18 protein-coding genes are annotated in these 22,810 nt (G+C 57.6%); 9 read left to right on the top strand and 9 right to left on the bottom strand.

Going from position 1 to position 22,810, the window contains the following annotated elements; all coding sequences use genetic code 11:
* Nucleotides 1-54: 54 nt before the first annotated feature.
* Nucleotides 55-975, bottom strand: coding sequence for a LysR family transcriptional regulator ArgP (locus KSF73_06700; protein MBV1775402.1), 921 nt, complete (start codon nt 973-975; stop codon nt 55-57).
* Nucleotides 976-1,079: 104 nt separating this feature from the next.
* Here KSF73_06700 and KSF73_06695 point away from each other — a divergent pair, with 104 nt between their 5' ends.
* Nucleotides 1,080-1,685, top strand: coding sequence for a LysE/ArgO family amino acid transporter (locus KSF73_06695; GenBank protein ID MBV1775401.1), 606 nt, complete (start codon nt 1,080-1,082; stop codon nt 1,683-1,685).
* 91 nt (nt 1,686-1,776) lie between these two features.
* Here the strand turns inward: KSF73_06695 and KSF73_06690 are convergent, their stop codons facing one another.
* The gene (locus tag KSF73_06690; GenBank protein MBV1775400.1) at nt 1,777-3,669 is read right to left on the bottom strand and encodes a hypothetical protein; all 1,893 of its coding nucleotides are present in this window, start codon (nt 3,667-3,669) and stop codon (nt 1,777-1,779) included.
* Between the two features lie 234 nt (nt 3,670-3,903).
* Here KSF73_06690 and KSF73_06685 point away from each other — a divergent pair, with 234 nt between their 5' ends.
* The gene (locus KSF73_06685) at nt 3,904-4,059 is read left to right on the top strand and encodes a hypothetical protein (GenBank protein ID MBV1775399.1); all 156 of its coding nucleotides are present in this window, start codon (nt 3,904-3,906) and stop codon (nt 4,057-4,059) included.
* A 99-nt stretch (nt 4,060-4,158) separates the two neighbouring features.
* Here the strand turns inward: KSF73_06685 and KSF73_06680 are convergent, their stop codons facing one another.
* From KSF73_06680 to KSF73_06655, 6 genes are all read right to left on the bottom strand, one after another.
* Complete coding sequence (locus KSF73_06680; GenBank protein MBV1775398.1) at nt 4,159-6,354, bottom strand: peptidase domain-containing ABC transporter; 2,196 nt, start codon at nt 6,352-6,354, stop codon at nt 4,159-4,161.
* Between the two features lie 35 nt (nt 6,355-6,389).
* On the bottom strand, nt 6,390-6,782 hold the full coding sequence (locus tag KSF73_06675) for a hypothetical protein (GenBank protein ID MBV1775397.1): 393 nt from the start codon (nt 6,780-6,782) through the stop codon (nt 6,390-6,392).
* Nucleotides 6,783-6,787: 5 nt separating this feature from the next.
* On the bottom strand, nt 6,788-9,859 hold the full coding sequence (locus tag KSF73_06670) for a type 2 lantipeptide synthetase LanM family protein (GenBank protein ID MBV1775396.1): 3,072 nt from the start codon (nt 9,857-9,859) through the stop codon (nt 6,788-6,790).
* A 78-nt stretch (nt 9,860-9,937) separates the two neighbouring features.
* On the bottom strand, nt 9,938-10,093 hold the full coding sequence (locus KSF73_06665; GenBank protein MBV1775395.1) for a hypothetical protein: 156 nt from the start codon (nt 10,091-10,093) through the stop codon (nt 9,938-9,940).
* A 75-nt stretch (nt 10,094-10,168) separates the two neighbouring features.
* Complete coding sequence (locus tag KSF73_06660; protein MBV1775394.1) at nt 10,169-10,315, bottom strand: hypothetical protein; 147 nt, start codon at nt 10,313-10,315, stop codon at nt 10,169-10,171.
* 414 nt (nt 10,316-10,729) lie between these two features.
* Entirely contained in the window at nt 10,730-11,446 is a 717-nt protein-coding gene (locus KSF73_06655; GenBank protein ID MBV1775393.1) for a CPBP family intramembrane metalloprotease, read from the bottom strand.
* Nucleotides 11,447-11,612: 166 nt separating this feature from the next.
* On the opposite strand from KSF73_06655, the gene KSF73_06650 reads away from it, so the two are divergent.
* The 3 genes from KSF73_06650 to KSF73_06640 all read left to right on the top strand — a co-directional run bounded on the left by KSF73_06650 (nt 11,613) and on the right by KSF73_06640 (nt 14,120).
* Nucleotides 11,613-12,458 carry an EamA family transporter gene (locus tag KSF73_06650; GenBank protein ID MBV1775392.1) on the top strand — a complete coding sequence of 282 codons (846 nt, stop codon included), beginning with the start codon at nt 11,613-11,615 and terminating at the stop codon, nt 12,456-12,458.
* A gap of 84 nt (nt 12,459-12,542) precedes the next feature.
* Nucleotides 12,543-13,541 carry a sulfate ABC transporter substrate-binding protein gene (locus KSF73_06645; GenBank protein MBV1775391.1) on the top strand — a complete coding sequence of 333 codons (999 nt, stop codon included), beginning with the start codon at nt 12,543-12,545 and terminating at the stop codon, nt 13,539-13,541.
* 123 nt (nt 13,542-13,664) lie between these two features.
* A complete protein-coding gene (locus tag KSF73_06640) occupies nt 13,665-14,120 on the top strand; it encodes a bacterioferritin (GenBank protein ID MBV1775390.1) in 456 nt (151 codons plus the stop codon).
* A gap of 68 nt (nt 14,121-14,188) precedes the next feature.
* On the opposite strand, the gene KSF73_06635 is transcribed toward KSF73_06640, so the two are convergent.
* Nucleotides 14,189-16,384 (bottom strand): prolyl oligopeptidase family serine peptidase, encoded by a 2,196-nt coding sequence (locus KSF73_06635; protein MBV1775389.1) that lies wholly within the window; start codon nt 16,382-16,384, stop codon nt 14,189-14,191.
* A gap of 159 nt (nt 16,385-16,543) precedes the next feature.
* Between KSF73_06635 and KSF73_06630 the strand changes: the two genes are divergently transcribed.
* From KSF73_06630 to KSF73_06615, 4 genes are all read left to right on the top strand, one after another.
* Nucleotides 16,544-16,891 (top strand): hypothetical protein, encoded by a 348-nt coding sequence (locus KSF73_06630; protein ID MBV1775388.1) that lies wholly within the window; start codon nt 16,544-16,546, stop codon nt 16,889-16,891.
* 140 nt (nt 16,892-17,031) lie between these two features.
* On the top strand, nt 17,032-18,378 hold the full coding sequence (locus KSF73_06625; GenBank protein ID MBV1775387.1) for a TolC family protein: 1,347 nt from the start codon (nt 17,032-17,034) through the stop codon (nt 18,376-18,378).
* Complete coding sequence (locus tag KSF73_06620; GenBank protein MBV1775386.1) at nt 18,375-19,559, top strand: efflux RND transporter periplasmic adaptor subunit; 1,185 nt, start codon at nt 18,375-18,377, stop codon at nt 19,557-19,559. The genes KSF73_06625 and KSF73_06620 overlap by 4 nt, the downstream gene beginning before the upstream one ends.
* 12 nt (nt 19,560-19,571) lie before the next feature.
* Entirely contained in the window at nt 19,572-22,724 is a 3,153-nt protein-coding gene (locus KSF73_06615; GenBank protein MBV1775385.1) for a CusA/CzcA family heavy metal efflux RND transporter, read from the top strand.
* Nucleotides 22,725-22,810 lie beyond the last annotated feature (86 nt).

Below are 22,810 nucleotides of genomic sequence, written 5' to 3'. Positions count from 1 at the left end.
TGCATGATGGCATGAGCAGCCTCGTTGAATGACGTAAAACTGTCCGGCCTGTGGTTAAGTGTCTTTGGGTGAGTGGACAGCCGGGAGCAGATGCGCGAGCGCCGCCTGACGGATAATCTGGCTGAGGCTATCGAGCATGGGTGAACGAATCCGCCACCGATGCCAGTACAGCGGCACATCCAGCCGCATACCGGGTAGCAACTCTACCAATTCCCCCGATTGCAGTGCCTCACGGGCCAGTGGCTCCGGCATCATGCCCCAGCCAAGCCCGTGGCGGGCTGCATGGAAAAAGCCGGTGACAGAGGGAACATAATGCGTAGGCGGGGCAGGGGCGTCCGGGGCAAGCTGGCTCAGGTAGACGAGCTGCAGGGCATCTTTGCGATTGAAGGTCAGCATGGGCGCCTGGCTGAGGCCTGACATCGTCACCCCATCCGGAAAATACCGCTGATGAAACGTCGCAGAGGCGGTAGACACATAGGGCATGACACCCAGCTGCTCTGCATGACAGCCTTGAATGGCATCAGCGCTGGCTGAAATCGCAGCCATGACTGAGCCGTCACGTAACAGAGCCAGCGAATGATCCTGATCTTCCACCCGAATATCCACGCTAAAGCGTCCATCTTGCGCCACACTGGCAAAGACATCGGCAAACCAGGTATCCAGCGAATCTGCATTGACGGCCAGAGACAGGCGCGGACGCAGGGTGCTGCCGTCATCATTTAAGCCCAGCGCAAGCAGCGTTTCACTTTCGAGCAAGGCGAGCTGTTCGGCGTGTCGCAGCAGGCGCTGCCCCGCCTCTGTTGGCGCGCACGGTGTGGTGCGCTGAATCAGGATCTGACCGATGCGCTCTTCCAGTTGCTTCACCCGCTGACTAACGGCTGAAGGTGTGACATGCAGACGCGCCGCTGCGCGCTCGAAGCTACCCTCATTCAGTACGGCAGAAAATGCAGCCAGTTGCCCGCTGTCCAATTTCATATATTAAGAAAAATTAATCCAAGATAAGAAATATTAGCTGGTTTGATCTGGTTGGCCAAGGCAACATGGCGAGGTGTTAAGGAAATAACTGAATGGATTCAATCATGTGGACTGCATATTTTACGGGTCTGATGTCTTGTCTGGTGCTGATTGCCGCAATTGGTACACAGAATGCGTTTATCTTGCGGCAAGGGATTCGCGGCGAACATGTGCTGCCACTCGTTGCATTCTGTGTGACGGCTGATGCGATTTTGATCGGCGCCGGGATTGCGGGTCTGGGGGTAGTGATTGAGGCCTGGCCGCAAGCGCTGGTAGTGGCGACCTGGGCGGGTGCGGTATTTATGTTTGTTTACGGTGGCAAGGCTGCATTGCGCGCCTTGAACGATAGCAGCATGGAGGTCGACGGATCGCAGGGGACGGGTTTGAAGGCCGCATTGTTAGCCTGCGCGGGGTTCACCTTTCTGAATCCTCATGTGTACCTCGACACCGTGATTCTGCTGGGGGCGCTTGGTAATCAAGCGGGCGAGGGCGGCCGCTGGCTGTTCTGGCTGGGGGCGTGTACCGCCAGTCTGACCTGGTTTGTGCTGCTGGGGTATGGTGCGCGCTTACTGGCGCCATTCTTCCGTCGGGCGTTTGCCTGGCGTGTACTGGATTCCTTTGTGGCGCTCACCATGATCGCGATGGGCATTGGACTGGTAGCCAACCGCTGATCGTTTCTTGCATGCCGCCATACAGCGGGAGTGCGCCGACAACATCGACGCACTCATCCTTTTCCCATCCATCCGCATGGGCTCCGACGTATTAATGTCCGTGCTTCATCAGCCACCAGACAGCAATGGCAGCGCCCGCCAGAATGGATACGCCGACCACCCACGGCCACTTACTGGGCTTTTCGGCATACGGGTCGGTGAGCGACCGTTGCGCATCTGCAGGCAGTTGCGCGACCCGCGTCAAGGCTGTGCCAAATGGAATGTTGATACGCGCGCGGGCATTGATGGCCCAGCCATTGGCATCGAGAATCGGGCCGAGATTGCGGCTGCGTAATTTGAACCATGCCATGACCACGGACGGGCCGGAGATGATCAGCATCACACCGGCAATGGCAAGCGGCAATTGCCACCAGTGCAGAGCCAGCAAGCCCGAGATGATCGAGGCGATTGCGGTGCCCAGCGCACCGACTGCCAGACCGATTGCCGCAAAAATACCTGCAAATCGCCCAGCATCGAAAGGTTGTGCCGGCGCGGGATGATGAGGGGGATGTGTTTTGCCGTGAGGTACCGCGACATCGATTTTGGTCGAGGCCTGCGTGACGACAGAGGCGACACCATCCTGCGACGATTTGGCTTTATTGGCGGCAATCTTGGCGATCTGCTCACCCATTAAACGGCCTGCCTGCTTGTACGGGAACCAGAATGCCTGTTTCAGGCTGATGGGATTATCCAACATGCGGACAATGGTTGCACGCCAGTCGCGGCCTTGGCGGTCGTAGAACACGCCATTGCGTCCCACGATTAGCTGGTCAGAATCGCCTGCAGTAAACGCAGCCGCGATCTGCATCTTGTCGGCTCCGCGCGTACATTCACAGTAAACGAGACACATACGCGACAGGCTGGCGAGGCTTGCATGTCGCGTGACGTCGTCGGCGGCGACACACAGTTCGCACGAGCGTCCGTCCAGATACAGCGTACCGAGCTGGAATGTTGCCTGACCCTGACGGGTGTAAAAATCCTTGAACGCCACGAAGTTGTTAGCGAGCGGCAGCAGATCACGTGCGTATCGCACCAGTTTTTCCAGATCCCGGACGCCATCGCCCATGGTGGCCGGGTCAGGTTTACTCATTAACCACTGACCATAAGGGGCCAGTTTTGCCGTGATGTCCAACCACTCCGGATAGCTTAAATGGGTGCGCTCACCCAGCAAGGGTGAGACGACCGTTGCATTGAATGCCGCCAGCAAGTCTGCCCAGGCCGGGTTGCAGCCTTCTAGCAGTGGCAGGGATGCGTGAGCATCGATTCGAGCCATGGGTAGGCGCAGCAATTCGGACTGATCGGTTTGCAATGACAGTCCCGCCAGCGCGCGGAAATCGTCGGCGCTGGCATTGAATGCTTCACTGGCACTGGCTTGATAGGCGGCCAGTTTGCAGCGAACAAAAAAGTCGTCGATTTTGGCGGAAACCGCACTCATGGCCTGCCACGCGGCCTCTGTCTGCTCGCCCAAAACCTGATAGGCGCCACCTTCATGCGCCCAGCGACTCATCGCCTCCTCGAGGTGTACTGCCAGACCGCTACTGGCCATTTCGACGGTAATGCGGGCATCCTCGGTCAGACCAGCCTGCTGCGCAAGCAGTTGTCCTGCCTGATAAATAGGTGTACTGGCGGGCTGATCTTTGGCAATGGCTGCGAGCGGCAGACCTTGATGACCCATCAGCAGCGCACTGTGGTCGATGAGGTGGCTGGCGGCCCATTCGACGGCTGCAATGAGTTCAGGCGGACGAATGTGACCATCCTGATCCGTATCAATCAGGGACAGGGTGCGAGTGTCGAATTCAATCCCTTTGACCGGGCAGGACAGCGCCATCCACAACTTCTGGTCGAGTTCGCCAATAGATAAAAGATCCGCAACCGTGTCGATGCGAACCTGATCGAATCCGCCTGCGCGGAAAAAACGCCACGTATGAGATGGATGCTGCGCCATGTTGGACTGTACCCTCGTTCTGGATAGCCCATCCTACACTGCCCGCTATCGGGACGTCATCACGTTCGCGGTATCCGATTTTCCTTCATCATCCTGACGGGGGCAGGTGCCTCAAATGATCGTTTGTCTGTCGCAATTGCGCCAGCGCACAAGTGACCATCTGGCAGTGTCATTTGAACTGCGGGCGGCGATTGCACAGACTACGGCTTCTGCCACATTAAAAGGATACGGGACATGGATATGCTGATTGCGGCCCTTGCCGGGACGATTGTTGTACTGCTGGCATTGTTTTTACTGGGCTTGTCGCATTTCTACCGAACCATCACCCACCATCATCTGCATGGCAAAAAAACCTGGGCTCAGGAGCTGGAGCATTTCGTTGGGCAGTAGTGCGTTCGCGTGTCGTCCACGAAAGACGGTTCAATCGCAGCAGCGCGTCTTGCCCGAATCTCGCTGACCGGGCAAGGCGCGACCATCTGGCGCGAAGACTCAGGCAGTTGTTTCCTGATTGCTCAGTTCCCGCTTCCGCCAGTTCTTGAAAAAGTCATTGCTTTCAGCCAGTTCGTGGCTGGTGCCTGATGCGACAATGCGTCCCTGATTCATGATGTAGATTTGATCGCAGTGCTTGAGCGATGACAGGCGATGGGTAATCCAGATTTGGGTGGCCGAAATACTGGCAAGCGCATCAATCACCCTCGCCTCGGTTTCGGCGTCCAGATTGCTTGTAGCCTCATCGAGGATCAGGATTTCGGGACGGCTCAAAATCGCGCGCGCAATGGCCAGTCTTTGTTTTTGTCCACCCGACAGTGCTGCGCCGCCTTCGCCTACGTTGGTATCAAAGCCGAGCGGCATATGCCGGATATCCTGTAGCAGTCCGGCCACCTCCGCAGCCCATTCGATTTCGGATAGGGGCGCATCGGGACGGGCGAGGGCAATATTGCTCCTGATGGAGCCATTAAACAGATAGTTCTGCTGCGTTACATAGCCAATGCGTGAGCGCAGAGAGTCGAGTCTGATTGAATCCAGTGGGATGCCGTTATATCGCACGGTTCCTTCTGTCGGTAACTGGAAGCCCAGTAAAAGGGAGACGAGGGTGGTCTTGCCCGATCCGCTAGGGCCGACGATTGCGCAGTGGGAACCTTGATGAATGGTGAGCGAGCAGCCATTCAGAATGGTTTGCGAGGATGTGCGATAGCGAAATGCGACGTTCTCCAGCGAGATATCGCCGAATGCCTGAATTTCCTCGGTGTGAGACTCAGTCTGCTCGTTCGCATACTGCCATAGCTCGCCCATTCGTTCGCCATGAATCCGGAAGTCCTGATAGCTGCGTACCAGATTAGCCAGACTCGATAACGGGCCAAAGACCATTGCGGCAATCGCGTTCATGGCCAGAATCTCGCCCAGCGTACACGCCCCTTGAATATACAGCGTGCCCGAATACCACAGGAGGAATGCCGGGATCGAGAGCCGCAGGCCATTGGAAATAGCGGTATGGGTCGCTTCGACCTGATTGCGCAAGTTGATCCGGCTCATATAGTGGCCGAGTTTGACGCCCCATTTATGCTCGACATGGGATTCTGCCGCGTTGGCCTTGATGGTCAGAATACCGTGAATCATTTCGTTCAGGTACGAGAAATAGACCGCCTGAGCCTTGGTTTCTGCGGCCACCGGATCACGTAGCGATCGTGCATAAACGACATAGCTCACCACTTGTATCAGGGATAGGCCAATTGTCACCAGTGCAAAATGCATGTTGAGCCAGAACAAGGTACCCAGATTAAACAGCAGCATGATGGTATCAAGTGAAGCCGACAAGGTAGCGTTGGACAGCGTGTCGCGGATCACGCTATTGGACATGGCGCGACTGTTGATCTCCCCGGAAGAGCGCTCAAGAAAGAAATTGGTGGGTAATCGCAGTAGTTTGCAGACAAAACCATTGAGCAAGGCAGTATCGATCTGTTTGTGGAGCTGGGCAATAGCAATGCCTCTGAGCCACGCGGTCATCACTACACTGACAAAAAACATGCCGATCATCAGGAGTAATACCGACATCAGGTCGGCTTGGCGAATGGGCAAAATGACGTCAACAAGGTAATGGCTAAATAGTGGGTAGGCCAATGCAAGCAGCTGAATACATAGCGAGAAAAACATCACCTTGCCGACTTGGCGTACGCAGGCAGGGGTCAGCAGGTTTTCTTTAAGATAGCGCTTGAATTCAAGCGTTTTATCCTGCTTTTCCGGTACGAAGGCTGCGCCCGGAGAGAGGGAGATCGCAATGCCGGTAAAGCATTTGCCAAACTCGTCCCGACTCAGGGTACTTCTACCGAGGGCGGGATCGGCAATCGTAAACGTATCGCCCTGGATGCGTTCCAGTACGACAAAGTGATTGAAGTTCCAGTGCAGGATAGCGGGCAGTCGAAGCTGACCCAGGGTCGGAAAGTCTACCGCCAGCATTTTGGCTTCCAGCCCCAGTGACCGCGCGCCCTTGATGATCGCCGTGGTGGTTTGTGCCGGGCCAAATTGCTCGCAGCGCAACCGGATGACATTGACCGGATAATCGGCTCCAAAGTATTCAAGAATCATTGCGAGGCAGGTGACTCCGCAATCGACATCCGCCATTTGCTGGCGAAGTGGCACCTTGGTTGATGTGAAGCGCTGTTTGAGTCTGGTCAGCATGGTAGACATGGGGGGCTTTCTTGTTCTTTTTGCGGGACGGATGCTTAAGGCACAAGCACGCGCAATGCGAGTGCGCCATTTACGGCTGATGCCGAGCATTGTTGAACCAGCTCCTTCTCCAGCTGGATGCGCTGTCCGTCCTGATCACTTCCCGTAAGACGGGTATGGATGACACGGTCGTTTACCTTGATGATAACGGGGCCGTGGTGAACGGCTGCGAGTGGCTCCATTAATTGCCCGGAGTCACAGCGCATGTTTGCCTGATGCGCAATGGGCAGCATTCGCCACGCGATCAGCCCACTGGCAATGATGCAGCTCAGCACAGTCACGATAGCGATCCACACGTGTCGGCGGGGGATGTCTTTGACCGTAAGTTCGAAGTCACCGTTATTGCGGTAAAACGTTAAGGCTTCCTGACGGTAGTATTGTTCGATCATGGTGGTCAGATATCAAAAGTCAGTAACGATGGAAATGCATCGGGATTGTCCAGGCGCATCAATTGATAGGCCATGCCGGAAATGCCGGTAAACAGTGAAAAGCTGTAGTGATTCTGTTTGTTGCCACAGCGAATGGGAGATTGCCTGATGACCTGTGTGCGGTCAGCCAGGCAGGCTTCGATTGCTGCCTTTGGCAGATGCGTGCGAGTCGTCAAGCTGATCAGTAGATCCAGATTGCCCAGCGTGCCATGGCACAGGGAGTCATTGTCTGCTGGAGGGCTGCTGATCATGATATCGACTGCATGCGCCAGTTCGTCGACATAGGACTTGTCCTGAGTCATATCCAGCAGATCCAGATAAAACAGGCCGATGCCCGGCGCACCATGGCACCACGCCTCGATATGGGCTGGACGGGGTGAATCGTCCTCGGCCCAGCGACCGTCCGGCAGGCGATGTTGCTGAATGAAGCGGTGGATGCTGAGTGCGGCATTCAGATAACGCTCGGAGCCCGTCTGACGATAGGCTCGAATCAGGGCGCTCCCGATACCCGCCATCCCGTGCGCATACCCTGTTGTGGGGCCTGCTGACGGGGTGCTGGACTTCCAGCTCAGTGTGTTGCCTCGCGCGTCAGCATGCGTCAGCAGATTGTCGGCCAGTCGCACCAGATCGCGATAGACCTGTTGATCCGGGTAAATGGCATGCAGCGATGCGGCGACCAGCAAGGCACCCGCCGAACCCGAGAACACATCAAAATGGCGATCCATGTATGCGCGCTGAGCGGTGTAATGGACGTATTGCGCGGCCAGATCCAGGTAGTAGGATTGCTGAGTTGCTCGAGCCAGATGTTGTGCGAGATAGGCAGGTCCTGCCAGTCCGACGCATGCACCCACTTTATCGAATGCCTCGGGATCGAGCTGGTTGAAGTAGTGGCGAGCAAACAAGTCGGTCTTTTCGCGCAAGCCTGGTCGGCGGTGCGCACCTGCGGACATGGCCAGCAATACACCTGGCAGTCCTAGGTAGAGATGATGATCTAGGCGACGGTATCCGGTGGACATGTCTTTGCCCAGGGTCAGATCAACTGTGAGCAGATCTTCGCCGTCGAACAGGATGCGGCGATCCAGTACGTCGAGAATGGTATCGACATCCATCGCCATGGGGTCAGCAGACGATGGCGACGAGGTGTATGATTTGGCAGGGGCTTGAGCGTCAATTACTCTGGCGTGCAGGGCATAGGCAATGCAGTGTGCGGCAGTGTCGATATCCGTTTGCGTATAGCCGAGCAGTCGCGCCAGCGTGCGCTGCAGGCCTGATTGGGTCAGACGGATATCCGTCAATGGCCCCGTACAGGCGTGAATGTCGGTCTGGTGTGCGCGTGCGTAAAAATAGGGAATATCGCCACCCAGACAGGCTTCGTACTCATGCTGGAATGCACTTTGCAAAGCGCGTTTTTCTGCTCTGGACGGCATCAGTTTGCACAGAAACTCGTCCATATTCGCCAGAGACTGCAGACAATAGGGACGGTGACTGGATTGAATAATGCTGCCGTATCTTCCCGTCGGCTTGAACAGCAGGCGAATGGTGCAGTCCGCAAACAGGCGCGGTAATACCTGTGTGATCAGTGACTGCTTATTGGCCAGGATCAGGGCGTAAGTGCGTTTGAATCCATCTACGATTGCATCCGCATGCGCTGAGGCAAGCAGTCGAGCCTCATGCTGCATCGGGCAGTGCGCAGTCAACGTGACGATTGCTTTGGGTGATAGAGCAAAGGTTCGCTTGATGGGATCGTAGACCAGTTGCCACTCATTGGCGGGTTGCTGCACGGGGCCTGCCAGCGGAGAACCCTCGCGGGAGGCATGGTACTGCACCGGATCGACCATGGCCGTGAAATAGATGCTGTTTGCGATGTCATCGACATTGAGCATGGAAACAGGTGTCGCACGTTCCTGCGTGGTAACGACATGCAAGGGCTGCAGGATGGTTTCCAGATCAATCGCAACCGGATAGCCCGCCGAAGTAATGACATTTTCAAAATGCATATCTGTGGCAGATAAGCAGTCCATGATCGCCATCAGCGCACCGTAACGGCGGAAATAACGTTCTGGCGGATCGGTATCTGGAACGGGGGTAGGCTTGATGAAACCCATCCAGCCGTACGCTGGACGGGTGAGACAGGGGGCGGCCAGCAGTCTCAGTTCCGAATCACCCTGTTTGGAGTTGAGCCAGTCAATCAGTCCGGCAAATGCCTGTTCGCAGTCCAGACTTCTGGGTTTGTAAACCAGCGTGCCACATGGCACACCTGCTGCACGCCACTCGAGGATGGTAACGGTGTCGCCACCATTATGATGATCTCCTGCTCCGGGCTTAAGGGCGCTAATCTGCAGTGTTGCGGGGTCAGCCTGTAACATGCCTGCCAGCTCGTGGCGATCCGCGTGCGCACGCTGGATCAGGCGCAGCATCGACTCGCCAATGGCTTGCAGGCGAGTGGCTAGCCGCATCATCATGACGGGATATTTTTTGATCAGGTAGCCAATGTAGCGTGCATCCTGCAGCTGGTGTGCGTAGTCGCCGAGCTGGTGCTGTTCGCTATCCGTCCTGATCAAGCCAGACTGGGCTGCGATATTGATCTCGAATGCAAGGACATGTCCCAGCTGACTGCAACCTGCTTGCAGCAAGGCAGCCGCCATGCATGATGCAAGATAATCAGGATCAATCAACTGTGTTTGCCGCGCCTGCTGAACGCATTGTTCACGGAGGGTCGATACAGCCGGCATACCCAGGCGGTCGATTAGCTTCGCGACGCACATCTGTAATGCGTCCCCGGCAAGGCGATCAAGCCACTTGCTCGGTTGGGCGCAGGCCAGTTGTGCCAGCATCCGTTCGTTGTATGCGGCCAAATGCTGGCTGCGGTTGTTCAGGCTGGTGGTGTAATCAAGTGAATACACACTATTGCCTAGTAATGTCGCCAGTTCGTTGATTGACGGATGCGACTGGGCAGCCGGAGCGCTTGTCTCGGAGGCCGGGACAGGCTCAGTAGTTTCGAACAGGCTGAAAGGATGGCGAGAGGTGTGTGTGTTCATATTCGGCTACAAGTCGGACTGCACGCGTCTGGAGGGGGAGCGGCATCCCGCATGTACCAGGATGCCTGCGGCAGTTAATTAAAACTGCTGCTCATCACCTGTCCACCAGCACGTCCACCAGCAAGACCACAAGCACGGCAGACCACCTGTGGATTCCAGCTCGTCCTCATTCAGCTCGATTGGCTTGATTTCGGTTGTGCTGAGCATGGAATCGAGTTTTGAATCTTGGTTCATGTCAGTTCCCAGCTATTCCAATGAAAATGCGGCGAAAAAAAACGACCAGCATAAATGCTGGTCGTTTTCCGTGCCTTATTCTTGCGACAGGGAAGTCCAGCCGCAGGTCCAGGCGCAGGTCCAGCTGCACGGACGGCCGCCGGTGGTTTCCAGTTGGTCTTCGTTCAGTTCAACCGGCTTTGCGTCGGTGGCTTCAATCATGGTGTCGATTTGGCGATCCATGTCGTTATCTCCTTTTGGTGAGTTCAATGTAGAGAGCAGGTGACTGAGTTCGGTACCTTGTATGACCGACGTCACCCACCACATCACGGCGCATACGGTGTATGCAGCGGATGCCCGCACACTATGGCGAGACAGCCCTCATGAGAGAACCTGTTAGATTTTGCAGCTTGGCAAGGACAGGAAGCGCGGGAAACGCGGTGCTAACAAGGGATGGCTGTATTAGCAGATTGCTTGAATGAAGATGTATGAGGGTGAACCCTAATACCAGTGCGGGGCTTGTACCACTTAAGTGTGGTTAAGAGGAGACGATTTGGCGCGGCAAGGCACTTTACCCAAAAGACACGTTGCTGGTTGCTGCGCGTCTCTCGGGTTCAGCGGTGGCGAGGCTGAGAATGATGGGGCGGTAAATCTAAATTAACTTTTCAGCATCGGTGCGAGGTGGAAGGCAACAGTGGCCGTCCCGTGAACGAGAATGGGAAAAAGGACACTGCCGCTCTTGAATCGCAACCAGCCCAATGGAATGCTCCCAATCGTGGTAAATGCAAATGCCATGATCTCGAATGAGAATGATCCATTTGCATACCCAAGTGCATGCCAGCATCCGAACATGATTGCACTGATAAGAATTGCGATCCATGGCATTTTATCGCTTGGATCATGTTGTCTAAACAGCCCAAGTAGCAACGCTGGCGCAATACCCCTTAGTGCAATTTCTTCAGCAATACCGGGCATGGTAGCTTGAAATATCAATGTTTCCAGTGACCTGCTCGGGTTAAATAGCCAGCCAAGGCTGAGCCCCCACGGCACCGAGATCGCCAGTGTGATCAGGCTTGCTCGGATATTGCGTTGCCTGAATGTTAATCCTGCAGATACTGCAGATAGTCCGAATACCCGAAGCGCAAGAATAGACCAGATGAGGCTGTAGAGCTTACCACTCCAATTCCAATCGCCATGCCAGAGTACACACGCAGGAATGATATTGGGCAGGTTAGTAATAACTGCATCAAGTCCGATAAATAACGAGAAGTATGATGCGCTGATCAATGATATTCGTTTGTCGATAGCGTTGAATGATAGTGCAATCAAACATGCCAAAGTGGCATAGCTCACGTGATAAATAGCTTGATCCATATTTATCCTGCAATATAAATAATGAAATTGAATGAAAAGGATGAGAGTGGATGTATTTATGCGGCCGCGACTATAGCATTTCATTGCAACACGCAGAGATAAGGGCATCACGGTAGACTTGCGATACTGGTCTTTTGACAACATTGATTTTGTTTGCAGGATACGTATGAACCGCCACCCCAACCTCCTCGCCCTCGCCGCCATCTTGCAATGGGGGTCGCTGGCCGCGCTGACCGTGCATCTGGCCAGCGTGCCGCCCTTTTTGCTGCTAGGGCTGACCTTGTGCGTGGGCAGCCTGACCTGCTTGCCAAGCTGGCGCGCGTGGCGGGTGCCGGTGCGCACATTTGCCGTGGGGACAGGCGGGATTTTCGGGTATCACCTGTGCCTGTTTCTGGCACTGCGCAGCGCGCCGCCGCTGGATGCGATGCTCATCAATTACCTGTGGCCACTGCTGATTGTGCTGCTGTCGCCGCTTGTGCTGAGCGGCGTGAGGCTGCAGGCGCGCCATATCGCAGGCGGGATAGCGGGCTTTGCGGGGTGTGCGCTGGTGATGCTGGGGAAGGGCGAGTTCGGTTTTGCGGGTCAGTATGGTGCAGGTTACGGGCTGGCGATGGCTGCAGCCGTGCTGTGGGCGCTGTATTCACTGCTGACCAGACGTCTGCCTGCGTTTCCATCGGCAGCGGTGGGGGGATTCTGCCTGATGTCCGGCGTGCTGGCGCTGATGACTCATGCGCTGATCGAGCCAGCGTTCTCACTGACAATCAGTCAGTGGGGGATGGTGCTATTGCTAGGGCTGGGACCGATGGGGATCGCGTTTTATTGCTGGGATGCGGCATTGAAGCGTGGTGACGCGCGCACCATCGGCACGCTAGCCTATCTGACGCCTGTGTTGTCTACGGTGATGCTGGCGGTGTTTGCCAACGGCAAGCTCAATATTTATACCGTGTCTGCGCTTGGACTGATTCTGGGCGGCGCATGGCTGGGGCGGGACGTTCGTCCTGAAAATGCATAAAGCACAAACGAAGCATTCTTTTCCGGCATAAACTGACACTTGTAAGCTGTGCGCTGTTCAAATGATCCTGAGCCGGAGTGTTTCATGAAACCATCCATCCGCGTTTTGCTGGCCACCCTGTTTGCCGGTGCCTCGCTGACTGCCTCTGCCGGAACCGAGCTGCTGAATGCCTCGTATGACGTCATGCGCGATTTCTACAAGGATTTGAATCCAGCCTTTATCAAGGCGGCAAAGGCCAAAGGCGTGGATGTGACGGTGAATCAGTCACATGGTGGTAGCACCAAGCAGGCGCGCGCAGTGATCGATGGACTGCAGGCCGATGTGGTGACCATGAATATGCCGCCGGACATTGATGTACTGTACGACAAGGCCAAGCTGATTCCGGAAAACTGGGCGACCCGCTTGCCGAATGCTAGCCAGCCGTTTTCCAGCCTGCAGGTGCTGATCGTGCGCAAGGGGAATCCCAAGCAAATCAAGGACTGGGGCGATCTGGTCAAGCCGGGTGTGCAGGTGGTGATTCCCAATCCCAAGGTATCGGGCAATGGCCGCTACAGCTATCTGGCCGCGTGGGGTTTTGCCCTGAAACAGGCCGGTGGCAATGAGCAGAAGGCGCGCGAATTTGTGGGTGCATTGTTCCGCAATGTGCCAGTACTGGACGCCGGTGGCCGTGCCGCTACGACAACCTTTATCCAGCGTCAGATGGGCGATGTGCTGCTGACCTTTGAAAACGAAGCAGAAATGATCGCCCGTGAATTTGGTCGTGGCCAGTTCGAAGTGGTGTACCCGTCGCAGTCGATCAAGGCCGAACTGCCGGTGTCAATTGTGGACAGCGTGGTCGACAAGAAGGGCACCCGCAAGGTAGCTGAGGATTACCTGAAGTTCCTGTGGACACCGGAAGGTCAGGAAATTGCTGCACAGAATTATCTGCGCCCGCAAGATCCGGCTGTCTTCAAGAAATATGCCACACAGTTCCCGACCGTGAAGCTGTTTACGGTGGATGAAGTATTCGGTAGCTGGCGCAAGGCCCAGAAAACGCATTTCGAAGATGGTGGCGTGTTTGATCAGATTTATGTGAAGAAATAACCCATTGATTGTCAGCTGACAGCCCTGCTTGCGCAGGGCTGTTTGTTTTTGTGATTGGACAATGCAGCAGATTGGTTAATACTGGTAAGCACACCTTTTCAGGGAGACGCAGACATGACCAAGCTGAAAGACAAAGAACGCAAGGAAGTGATCGACAAACTGAACACCATCATGGAAACCGAGCTATCAGGCGTGGTGCGCTACACGCATTATTCGCTGATGGTGTATGGCTTTAGCCGGATTCCGATTGTGTCGTGGCTGAAGGGCAACGCCACCGAAAGCCTCGACCACGCGCAGCGCGCCGGGGAACTGGTGACACAGATGGGTGGTCATCCGTCGCTGGGTATCGGGCCCTTGCTGGAAACCGAGCAGCACGATATTGCTGATTTACTGCGCGAAAGTCTGGCGCATGAGCAGAATGCGCTGAACCATTATTACGAGCTGCTGAAGCTGGTGGAAGGCAAATCGGTGCTGCTGGAAGAGTACGCCCGCGAGATGATCGTCAACGAGGAAATGCATCTGGATGAAGTGAACAAGATGCTGCGCCGTCCGGGTGAGCTGAAGCCATTCAAGGACTGAATGTCGGATTGCATGAGCCAAAACAACAAGGCCGCGCATCGCGCGGCCTTGTGTCGTTTCAGACCCGCTTACTTCCGGGCTGGCTGGAACGCAGCATCACCGAAGCGCCAAAGCGCAAATGCCCACTGATCCGCCAGAGTGTGCGCTCGCTGCGATGCACTGGAACCCATGCCGTGTCCGGCATGGTAATCGACACGCAGCAGCACCGGATTGGCACTGCCGGTGGCCGCCTGCAGGCGGGCGGTCATCTTGGCCATATGCCATGGCGCGACGCGGGGATCATTGGCTCCCGTCATGAACAGCACGGACGGATAGGCGACCCCGTCGCGGATATGCTGGTAGGGGCTCATGGCAAACAAGCCACGGAAGCCGGGCTCTGTGCTGGTGTTGCCCATTTCCACCGCATTGGGCGGACCATTCGGTTCGGTTTCGAAGCGCAAGGTGTCGGATACGCCCACCGAATCGAGAATGACGGCGAACAGATCCGGGCGGAAGGTCATGGCGCGGCCAACCGTGATGCCGCCTGCGCTGCCGCCTGAAGCCGCCAGATACTGCGGCGAGGTGTAGCGCTGATCCACCAGATACTGGCCGCAAGCGATAAAGTCAAAAATCGTATTCAGCTTGTTGAGCTTCATGCCGGCCTGATGCCAGGCTTCGCCGTATTCGCCGCCACCCCGGATATGCGCTTCGGCGAGAATGCCGCCGCGCTCCAGCCAGGCCAGGCGGGTAGCGCTGAATGCCGGTTCGCGGGAAATCGCATAGCCGCCATATCCGCTCAGGATAGTGGGATGGCTGCCATCGAGGGCGATGCCCTTCTTGTACATGATGGACAGCGGAATGCGTGTGCCATCGTGGCCAATGGCGAAGCCTTCTTTTGATTCATAGGCCGAGGTATCGACGCTGGAATCGGGCAGCATGCCGGTATCGCGATTGCTATCGCTGGCAGGATCGTAGGCAAACATTTTCGGGGCGCGTACCCAGCTTTGCAGGGTGTACACCGCGCCATTGCTATGCGCATCGGTTACAGGGGCGAAGGCTGCGCCTTCGAACGGCAGCGGAATGCGCTTGAGTGGTCCGCCCGATTCGCTGACACGGAACAGGGATGATGGTGCACCTTCGCGAATCCGCAGATAAATGCCGTCTTTCGCCAGCGAAAAGTGGGTGATGACGCCTTCGCCTTCGGGTACTACAACCTTGGCATGCTGAATGTCGGGTCGGCTAGCGGAAGTGACCATCAGCTTGAAACGTGGCGCATCTTTCTGCGTCAGGAAATACAGCTTGTCGCCCTTGAGCGCATATTGAACCACACCATCGGCAGCGTCGGCCCATTTACGCCAGGGAGTACGGCTGTCCTTGATGCTGTCTACCGGCGCGATATACAGCGTGCCGGGATTGCTATCCATATTGTGGTCGGCCTTGGCGATGGCGAAGCGCGAATCGACGCCTAGGCGGATGTAGGCACCTTCGCCTTCCGGAACCTCGACACGCGGATTCACGCCGCGGCCGAATACGGCCGGATCGGCCTCGCCATCGGCATGTTTACCGACCATGTGCAGGTGGGTGCGCGCGTTGTAGCGGATCTCGGCGGGCGGCGTATTGGGGCCGGGCTTGGGGAATCGCATGTAGAAAAAGGAGCGATTGTCGCTACGCCAGGCCACCACGCTGCTTGCTGTCCGGTCGATGGCTTCGTCCAGTACCTTGCCCGTGCTGACCTCCATGACGTGCAGCGTACTTTGCTCGGAACCGCCCTGCGATAATCCATAAGCGACCAGCTTGCCATCGCCGGAGGGTTGGTAGAAATCCAGAGCGAAATGGTTGGGGCTGCCTTTACCGAGCGCATCGGGATCAACCAGCAGATGCTCCTCACCACTCAGGCCGTCGCGGTAATAGAGGCGCGGCTGCTGTGCGCCCGGCGTATGCAGCAGATAGAAATAGCGCTCGCCCCGGCGGGTCAGGCCGCTGCGACTGACATCGCTGTTCATCAATGATTCGATGCGCTTGGCCAGCGCATCCTTGCCGGGCAACTGGTCGAGAAGGGTGCGGGTGTAATCTGCTTGTGCCTGCATCCAGGCTTTAACTTCCGGCGATTGCAGGTCTTCCAGATAACGGTAGCGGTCAACGACCTCGGTACCGTAGAAATTGGCTGTAACGGGACGGACTGCTGCGACTGGCGGCATGTCGGCGGCATGGGCGGGCATGCGACTCAGGCTCGCTGCGATCAGGGTCATACCGAGCATGGCGGCACGCATGGGAATTGGCTTCACGGATGAGTTCCTCGGGAGGCGCAGTCTCTGAACAGAGGGTCGCTGCGCTGTCATATTGGGTGGCGGCGATTGTAGCAAGTTTGCAGAAGGGGTGCGTCTGTCCGGACATGTGCGCCGTACATGGACAGTACGCCAGTCACTCCCTATACTCAGTCTGCTATGCGCAAATGGACTCTGATCTTCCTGCTGATCTTTATGCCGCTGCAGCTCACCTGGGCCGCAGCGAGCCGCTATTGTCAGCATGAGTCTGGCGCATCAGCGCTCCATTTTGGGCATCATGCCGATCCGCATGCGCTGGGTCAGCTTTCCGCTCAGCAACTCAATGTCACTGACGTCATTGATGGCGATTGCGCGGCCTGTCATGTGATGGCGGTGGTGATTCACGAGCTTGTACCGCAGTCCCTGCCTGACATGATGTGTCCCGGTGAATTTCCGGTCTACACCATGTATCAAGCACCTCCCCCTTGCGACGCGATCGATCGCCCCAATTGGCCTGTTCTCCGCTGAGCGGCGGAACGGGCAATCTCCTCTCCCTGAATTCAACTGTGGTTCATCCGCCTGACCGGGCGTGATGCTGCACGCGTATTGATCCGGGTCGAATGCCTGTTTTCCGCCGATGTGTATTCACATTCAATCGGAGAACAGACATGACAATTTTCATGTCAACAATAAGCGGGTTCATCTTTGCCCGCGCCCGCACGGGTCTAGCCTGTGCGCTATTTGTCGCGCCTGTTTGCTGGGCCGACGCTGGCGGATATGTTCTGCCAACCTTGCCGGTCCCTGCGACGTCTGATGCGGCACGGACATCTTTACCGCTGCTCACGCTGGCCGATGCACTTGCCCAGGCCTATCAACAGCATCCTGATCTGAAAGTCGGCAGGCTTGCACTGGCCGCGCAGGCAGGTGTCAGCCTGCAGAGCCAGGCGCGTCCCAATCCGGAGCTGGTCTGGACGCAGGAAGATACACGCGCCGCCACGCGCACCCAGAGCGTGCAGATCAATCTGCCCATCGAAACAGGTGGCAAGCGCGATGCACGCATGCAGCTGGCCGAGCGCAGCGCGGCGGTGCAGCAGGCCAATCTGGCGTTGAGCACTGTACAGGTTGAAAGTGAAGTTGCCAGCGCCTTTTTTGCGACGCTGGCAACGCAAGCCCATCTGACGCTCGCCGAGGAGAGTCGTACGCTGGTGCGCAAGTCGCTGGAGGCGATTGATCGACGCGTTGCTGCAGGTAAAGTCTCGCCGGTGGATGGCAGCAAAGCGCGGATCGAAGCTGCCAGTATCGAGGCCGACTGGCAGCGCGCGCACAGCGAGTGGCGCATGGCGAGGATGGAGCTGGCGCGTCTGATCGGACGGACAGATGCCGAGTTTGCCGCGAGCGCAGACTGGTCGGATACGCACGCTGACGTGCCATCGAGTGAGGCATTTCTCTCTGGGCTTGCGAGCGCACCTGCGTTGCACGCAGCACAATCCGAGTGGCAGCAGCGGCAGGCGCAGGCTCGTTTGGAGCGCACCCGAGCGAATCCTGACCTTACTGTTGGCGTCGGTATGAAGCGCGGCGGCGAACTACAGCGCAATCAGCTGCTGCTGTCGGTATCGGTGCCCTTGCCCGTATTCGACCGTAGTCAGGGCAATGTGCTGGAGGCAATGCGTCGGGAGGACATGGCACGCGAGCAAGTAAGCCAGGTGGAGAAACGTCTGCGCACCGATGTCGCACGTGTCAGGGAAACACTCCGTCAGGCTCGTGCCGAACGCATCCTGTACGGGCGTGTAGTGCTGCCCGAAGCCCGCAAGGCATGGGAAGCCGCACAGACTGGCTACACCTTCGGCAAATTTTCATTACTGGATGTGCTGGATGGCCAGCGCACGTATCTGATGGCGCAATCGCGCTACCTCGCAGCCTGGCAAAGCGAAGCCAGCGCACTCGCAGACATGAGCAAACACATAGGCTGGACAGCGGTAATGGCTGTTCTCAATCAACAGGAGCAGGCGCAATGACCGCGATCAAACTGTTTTGGCATCAATATCAAACACAGGCACGCATCATCGTGGCGATGCTGGTGGTCGCCCTGCTGCTAGCCGGATGGATTGTGTTCAAGGGCAAGCCTGCAATCGTGGCGGAAGCAGAGGACGAGCACGAGGTAGCCGGTTCGGTCGTGACCATGAACTCGCAGGATATTCAGGCCAATGCGATTCAGCTTGATACGGCGCGTGCCATGGAAATGGCTGATGCCGTGTCGCTGACGGGTGAAGTCCGTCTCAATGACGATCGTACTGCGCACGTGGTACCGCGTGTAGGAGGTGTGGTGGAACGCGTACTGGTCTCGTTGGGCAAACAGGTCAAACAGGGTGACGTGCTGGCAGTGATTACCAGCCCGCAGGTGGCTGAGTTGCGCAGCGAGTTGCGGACAGCTCGGCAGCGGCTGGCTTTGGCCCGAACCACCCATGACCGAGAGAAACGACTGTGGGAGCAGGGCGTGTCTGCCGAGCAGGATTATCTGCAAGCGTCCCAAGCGCTGCGCGAAGCCGAACTCACCCAGCAGAATGCGCTGCAAAAGCTGGTCGCACAGGGGCTGGACGAGGGACGCACGGGTGATCTGAGCCGAGTGGCCTTGCGGGCGCCCATGAGCGGTACGGTCATCGAAAAGCATCTATCCGCGGGCGAGGCGGTTCAGGCGGATGCGGCAGCGTTTACGGTGGCGGATCTGAAGCAAGTCTGGGTGGAGCTGAATGTGGCAGCCAAGGATCTGGCGCTGATTCGTGAAGGTTCACCGGTCAGCATCCGTGCCAGTGGACTGGCCGCTGACGCACAGGGACGGGTGACCTTTGTGGGTGCGCTGGTGGGCGAGCAATCGCGCACGGCCATCGCCCGTGTCGTGCTGGATAACCCGGATGGGCACTGGCGGCCGGGGTTGTTTGTCAGTGCTGAGGTGGCGGGTGAAACGAGAAACCGGCCTGTTACCGTGGCGGCTGATGCGGTGCATCAGCTGAGTGAACAGTCGGTGGTGTTTGTGCGGACTAAAACCGGGTTTATCGCTCAGACGATCAAGCCGGGTATCCGTGCGAATGGTCGGGTAGAGATTCTGGCGGGCTTGCAGGCAGGTGCGGCATATGCGGCAGCAGGCAGCTTTGTGTTGAAGTCCGAGCTGGGTAAATCCAGCGCGGCGCACGCGCATTGAGAGGAGCCAATGATGTTGAACCGATTGATACAACTGGCGATCGACACACGCTGGGGGGTGATGCTGGCGACCCTGATCATGGCTGCCATTGGCATCTACAGTTTTCAGCGCGTGCCGATTGATGCGGTGCCCGATATCACCAACGTCCAGGTACAGATCAATACTTCCGTACCTGGCTACGCGCCGCTGGAGGTCGAACAGGGCGTGACCTGGCCGCTGGAAACGGTGATGGCCGGCTTGCCTGATCTGGACATGACGCGCTCGCTGTCGCGCTATGGGCTGTCGCAAGTGACCGTGATTTTTAAAGAGGGCGTCGATATCTATCGCGCCCGCCAGCTGGTGAGCGAGCGACTACAGGAAGCGCGGGATCGTCTGCCCAAAGGTGTGATGCCTGCCATGGGACCGATCTCGACCGGCTTAGGCGAGATCTATCTATGGACGGTGGAAGCCAGACCTGATGCGCGCAAACCGGATGGCAGCGCCTATTCCGCCACCGATCTGCGCGAGATACAGGACTGGATCATCAAGCCGCAATTGCGCACGGTGCCCGGCGTCACCGAGATCAACACCATCGGCGGCTTCCGGCGTGAATACCAGATCGCACCGCAGCCGGAAAAGCTGGCTGCACTCGGTATCACTATGCAGGAGATTGTCGCCGCCATCGAGCGCAACAACGGACTGGCTGGCGCGGGCTTTATCGAGCGGACGGGCGAGCAATTCCTCATCCGTGCGCCGGGGCAGCTGCAATCACCGCTGGATATCGGCAACGTGATCGTCAAGCAGGCGGGCGACGTGCCGATTCGCGTGCAGGATGTGGCCAGCGTGGGGCTTGGGCGCGAGTTGCGCAGCGGCGCGGCCACGCTCAATGGCCACGAAATCGTGCTGGGGACAGTGTTCATGCTGATGGGTGAAAACAGCAAGCGCGTGGCGCAGGCGGTGAATCGCAAAATGACCGAGATCAACCGCACGCTGCCTGAAGGGGTGCAAGCTGTGCCAGTGTATGACCGCACCCGTCTGGTCGATAAAGCGATTGCCACCGTGCAGAAGAATCTGCTCGAAGGCGCAGCGCTGGTGGTGGCGGTGCTGTTTGTGTTTCTCGGCAATCTGCGGGCGGCGCTGATTACCGCCCTGATCATCCCCTTGTCGATGCTGTTTACGCTGACTGGCATGGCGACGTTCAAGGTGAGCGCCAATCTAATGAGTCTAGGGGCGCTCGACTTCGGCATTATCGTCGATGGCGCGGTGGTGATCGTGGAAAACTGCGTGCTGCAGCTGGCGCAGGCACAAGCGGTGGCAGGACGCGAATTGAGTCGTCACGAGCGATTGCGTACGGTATTTGCGGCAGCGTCTGCTTCGCGACGGGCGCTGGTGTACGGCCAGCTCATCATCATGGTGGTGTATCTGCCGATTTTTGCGCTGTCGGGGGTAGAAGGCAAAATGTTCCATCCCATGGCGCTGACCGTGGTGATGGCGCTGGCGGGCGCCATGGTGCTGTCGCTGACCTTTGTGCCGGCGGCCGTGGCGATCTGGATGCGCGCGCCAGCGGGCGATCATGATGCGAAATGGCTGGCACGCTTGCGTCTGGCCTATGCACGCATCCTCGACCGGGTGATGGATGCCAGGGCGGTGACGCTGACCGGCGCCGGGCTGGTGGTCGCGCTGACGGGTTTGCTGGCGACGCGTATGGGCAGCGAGTTTGTGCCGAGTCTCAACGAGGGCGATATAGCGCTGCAGGTGATGCGTTTGCCCGGGACGAGCTTGACCCAATCGCTGGACATGCAGCAGCGGCTGGAAGCTGCCTTGAAGCAGCGTTTCCCCGAAATCGAACGGGTATTTGCCCGTACCGGCACCGCAGAAATTGCGTCAGACCCGATGCCGCCGAGTATCTCCGATGGCTACATCATGCTGAAGCCGGAAAGTGACTGGCCCGCACCGCGCAAGTTACGTGCTGATTTGCTGGCGGACATCCAGCATTTTGTGGCGGAACAACCCGGTAGCCAGTACGAGTTTTCCCAGCCCATCCAGTTGCGATTCAATGAGCTGTTGTCAGGCGTGCGTAGCGATGTGGCGGTGAAACTGTTTGGTGATGATATGAACGTGCTCAATGCGCGGGCAGACGCCATTGCCGATGCAATCCGCCGCATTCCGGGGGCGGCCGAAGTGGCGGTCGAACAAACCACCGGTCTGCCCATGCTCACTGTTCAGGTCAATCGCCAGCAGGCAGCGCGCTACGGGCTCAATGTGGCGGATATTCAGGAGGCAGTGGCAACCGCTTACGGTGGCCGCGACGCCGGTGTGCTGATGGAAGGTGATAAGCGCGTCACGCTGACCGTGCGGCTGGCCGATGCAGATCGCAACCATATCGAGCGCATGAGTCGCCTGCCGATCGCCATACCCGGTGGCGGCCACGACGGTGTTGGCAAGCAGACGCGTTTTATTCCGCTGAGCGAAGTTGCCACCATCGAGCAAGCTCAGGGGCCCAATCAGGTGAGTCGCGAGCAAGGCAAACGCCGCGTGGTGGTGAGTGCCAATGTGCGCGGACGTGATATCGGTAGCTTTGTGGCGGATGCGCAGCGTGCGCTGAATAAGGTCAGCCTGCCGCCCGGCTACTGGCTGAGCTGGGGCGGGACGTACGAGAACCTGCAATCGGCTTCGCAGCGTCTGCAAATCGTGGTGCCGGCGGCGCTGGCGGCCGTATTTGTGCTGCTGTACGCCATGTTCGGTCGCATGCGGGATGGGGCGCTGGTGTTCACAGGCATTCCCTTTGCACTCACCGGCGGTGTGCTGGCGCTCTGGTTGCGCGATATGCCGTGGTCGATTTCGGCGGCCATTGGCCTGATTGCGCTCTCCGGCGTGGCGGTGCTGAACGGGCTGGTGATGATTTCGCATGTACGCAGCCTGGGCGAAGCGGGCATGTCGCTTGCGGACGCCGTGCGCGAAGGCGCACTGGCTCGACTGCGACCTGTGCTGATGACCGCGCTGGTGGCGTCGCTCGGCTTTGTGCCGATGGCGCTGGCAACCGGAACAGGTGCCGAAGTGCAGCGGCCGCTGGCAACCGTGGTCATTGGCGGGATTGTGTCGTCTACAGCGCTAACCCTGCTGGTGTTGCCGATGCTGTATCAGCTGGCATGGCGTCGTGGCTGGCAAGCTGCATCGGCAGATTGAGTGCTTGAAACCCAGTGAGATGACCCGATTTGCCTACCAGGGCGAGTGGGTCATCTATCCTGACGATAGGTAACTTCCTTCATAAA

It is taken from the genome of Burkholderiaceae bacterium DAT-1, assembly GCA_019084025.1.
Taxonomy (GTDB): Bacteria; Pseudomonadota; Gammaproteobacteria; order Burkholderiales; family Chitinimonadaceae; genus DAT-1.
Note: the sequence above shows the minus strand (reverse complement) of the source record. Positions and strands in the feature narration are given on the sequence as shown.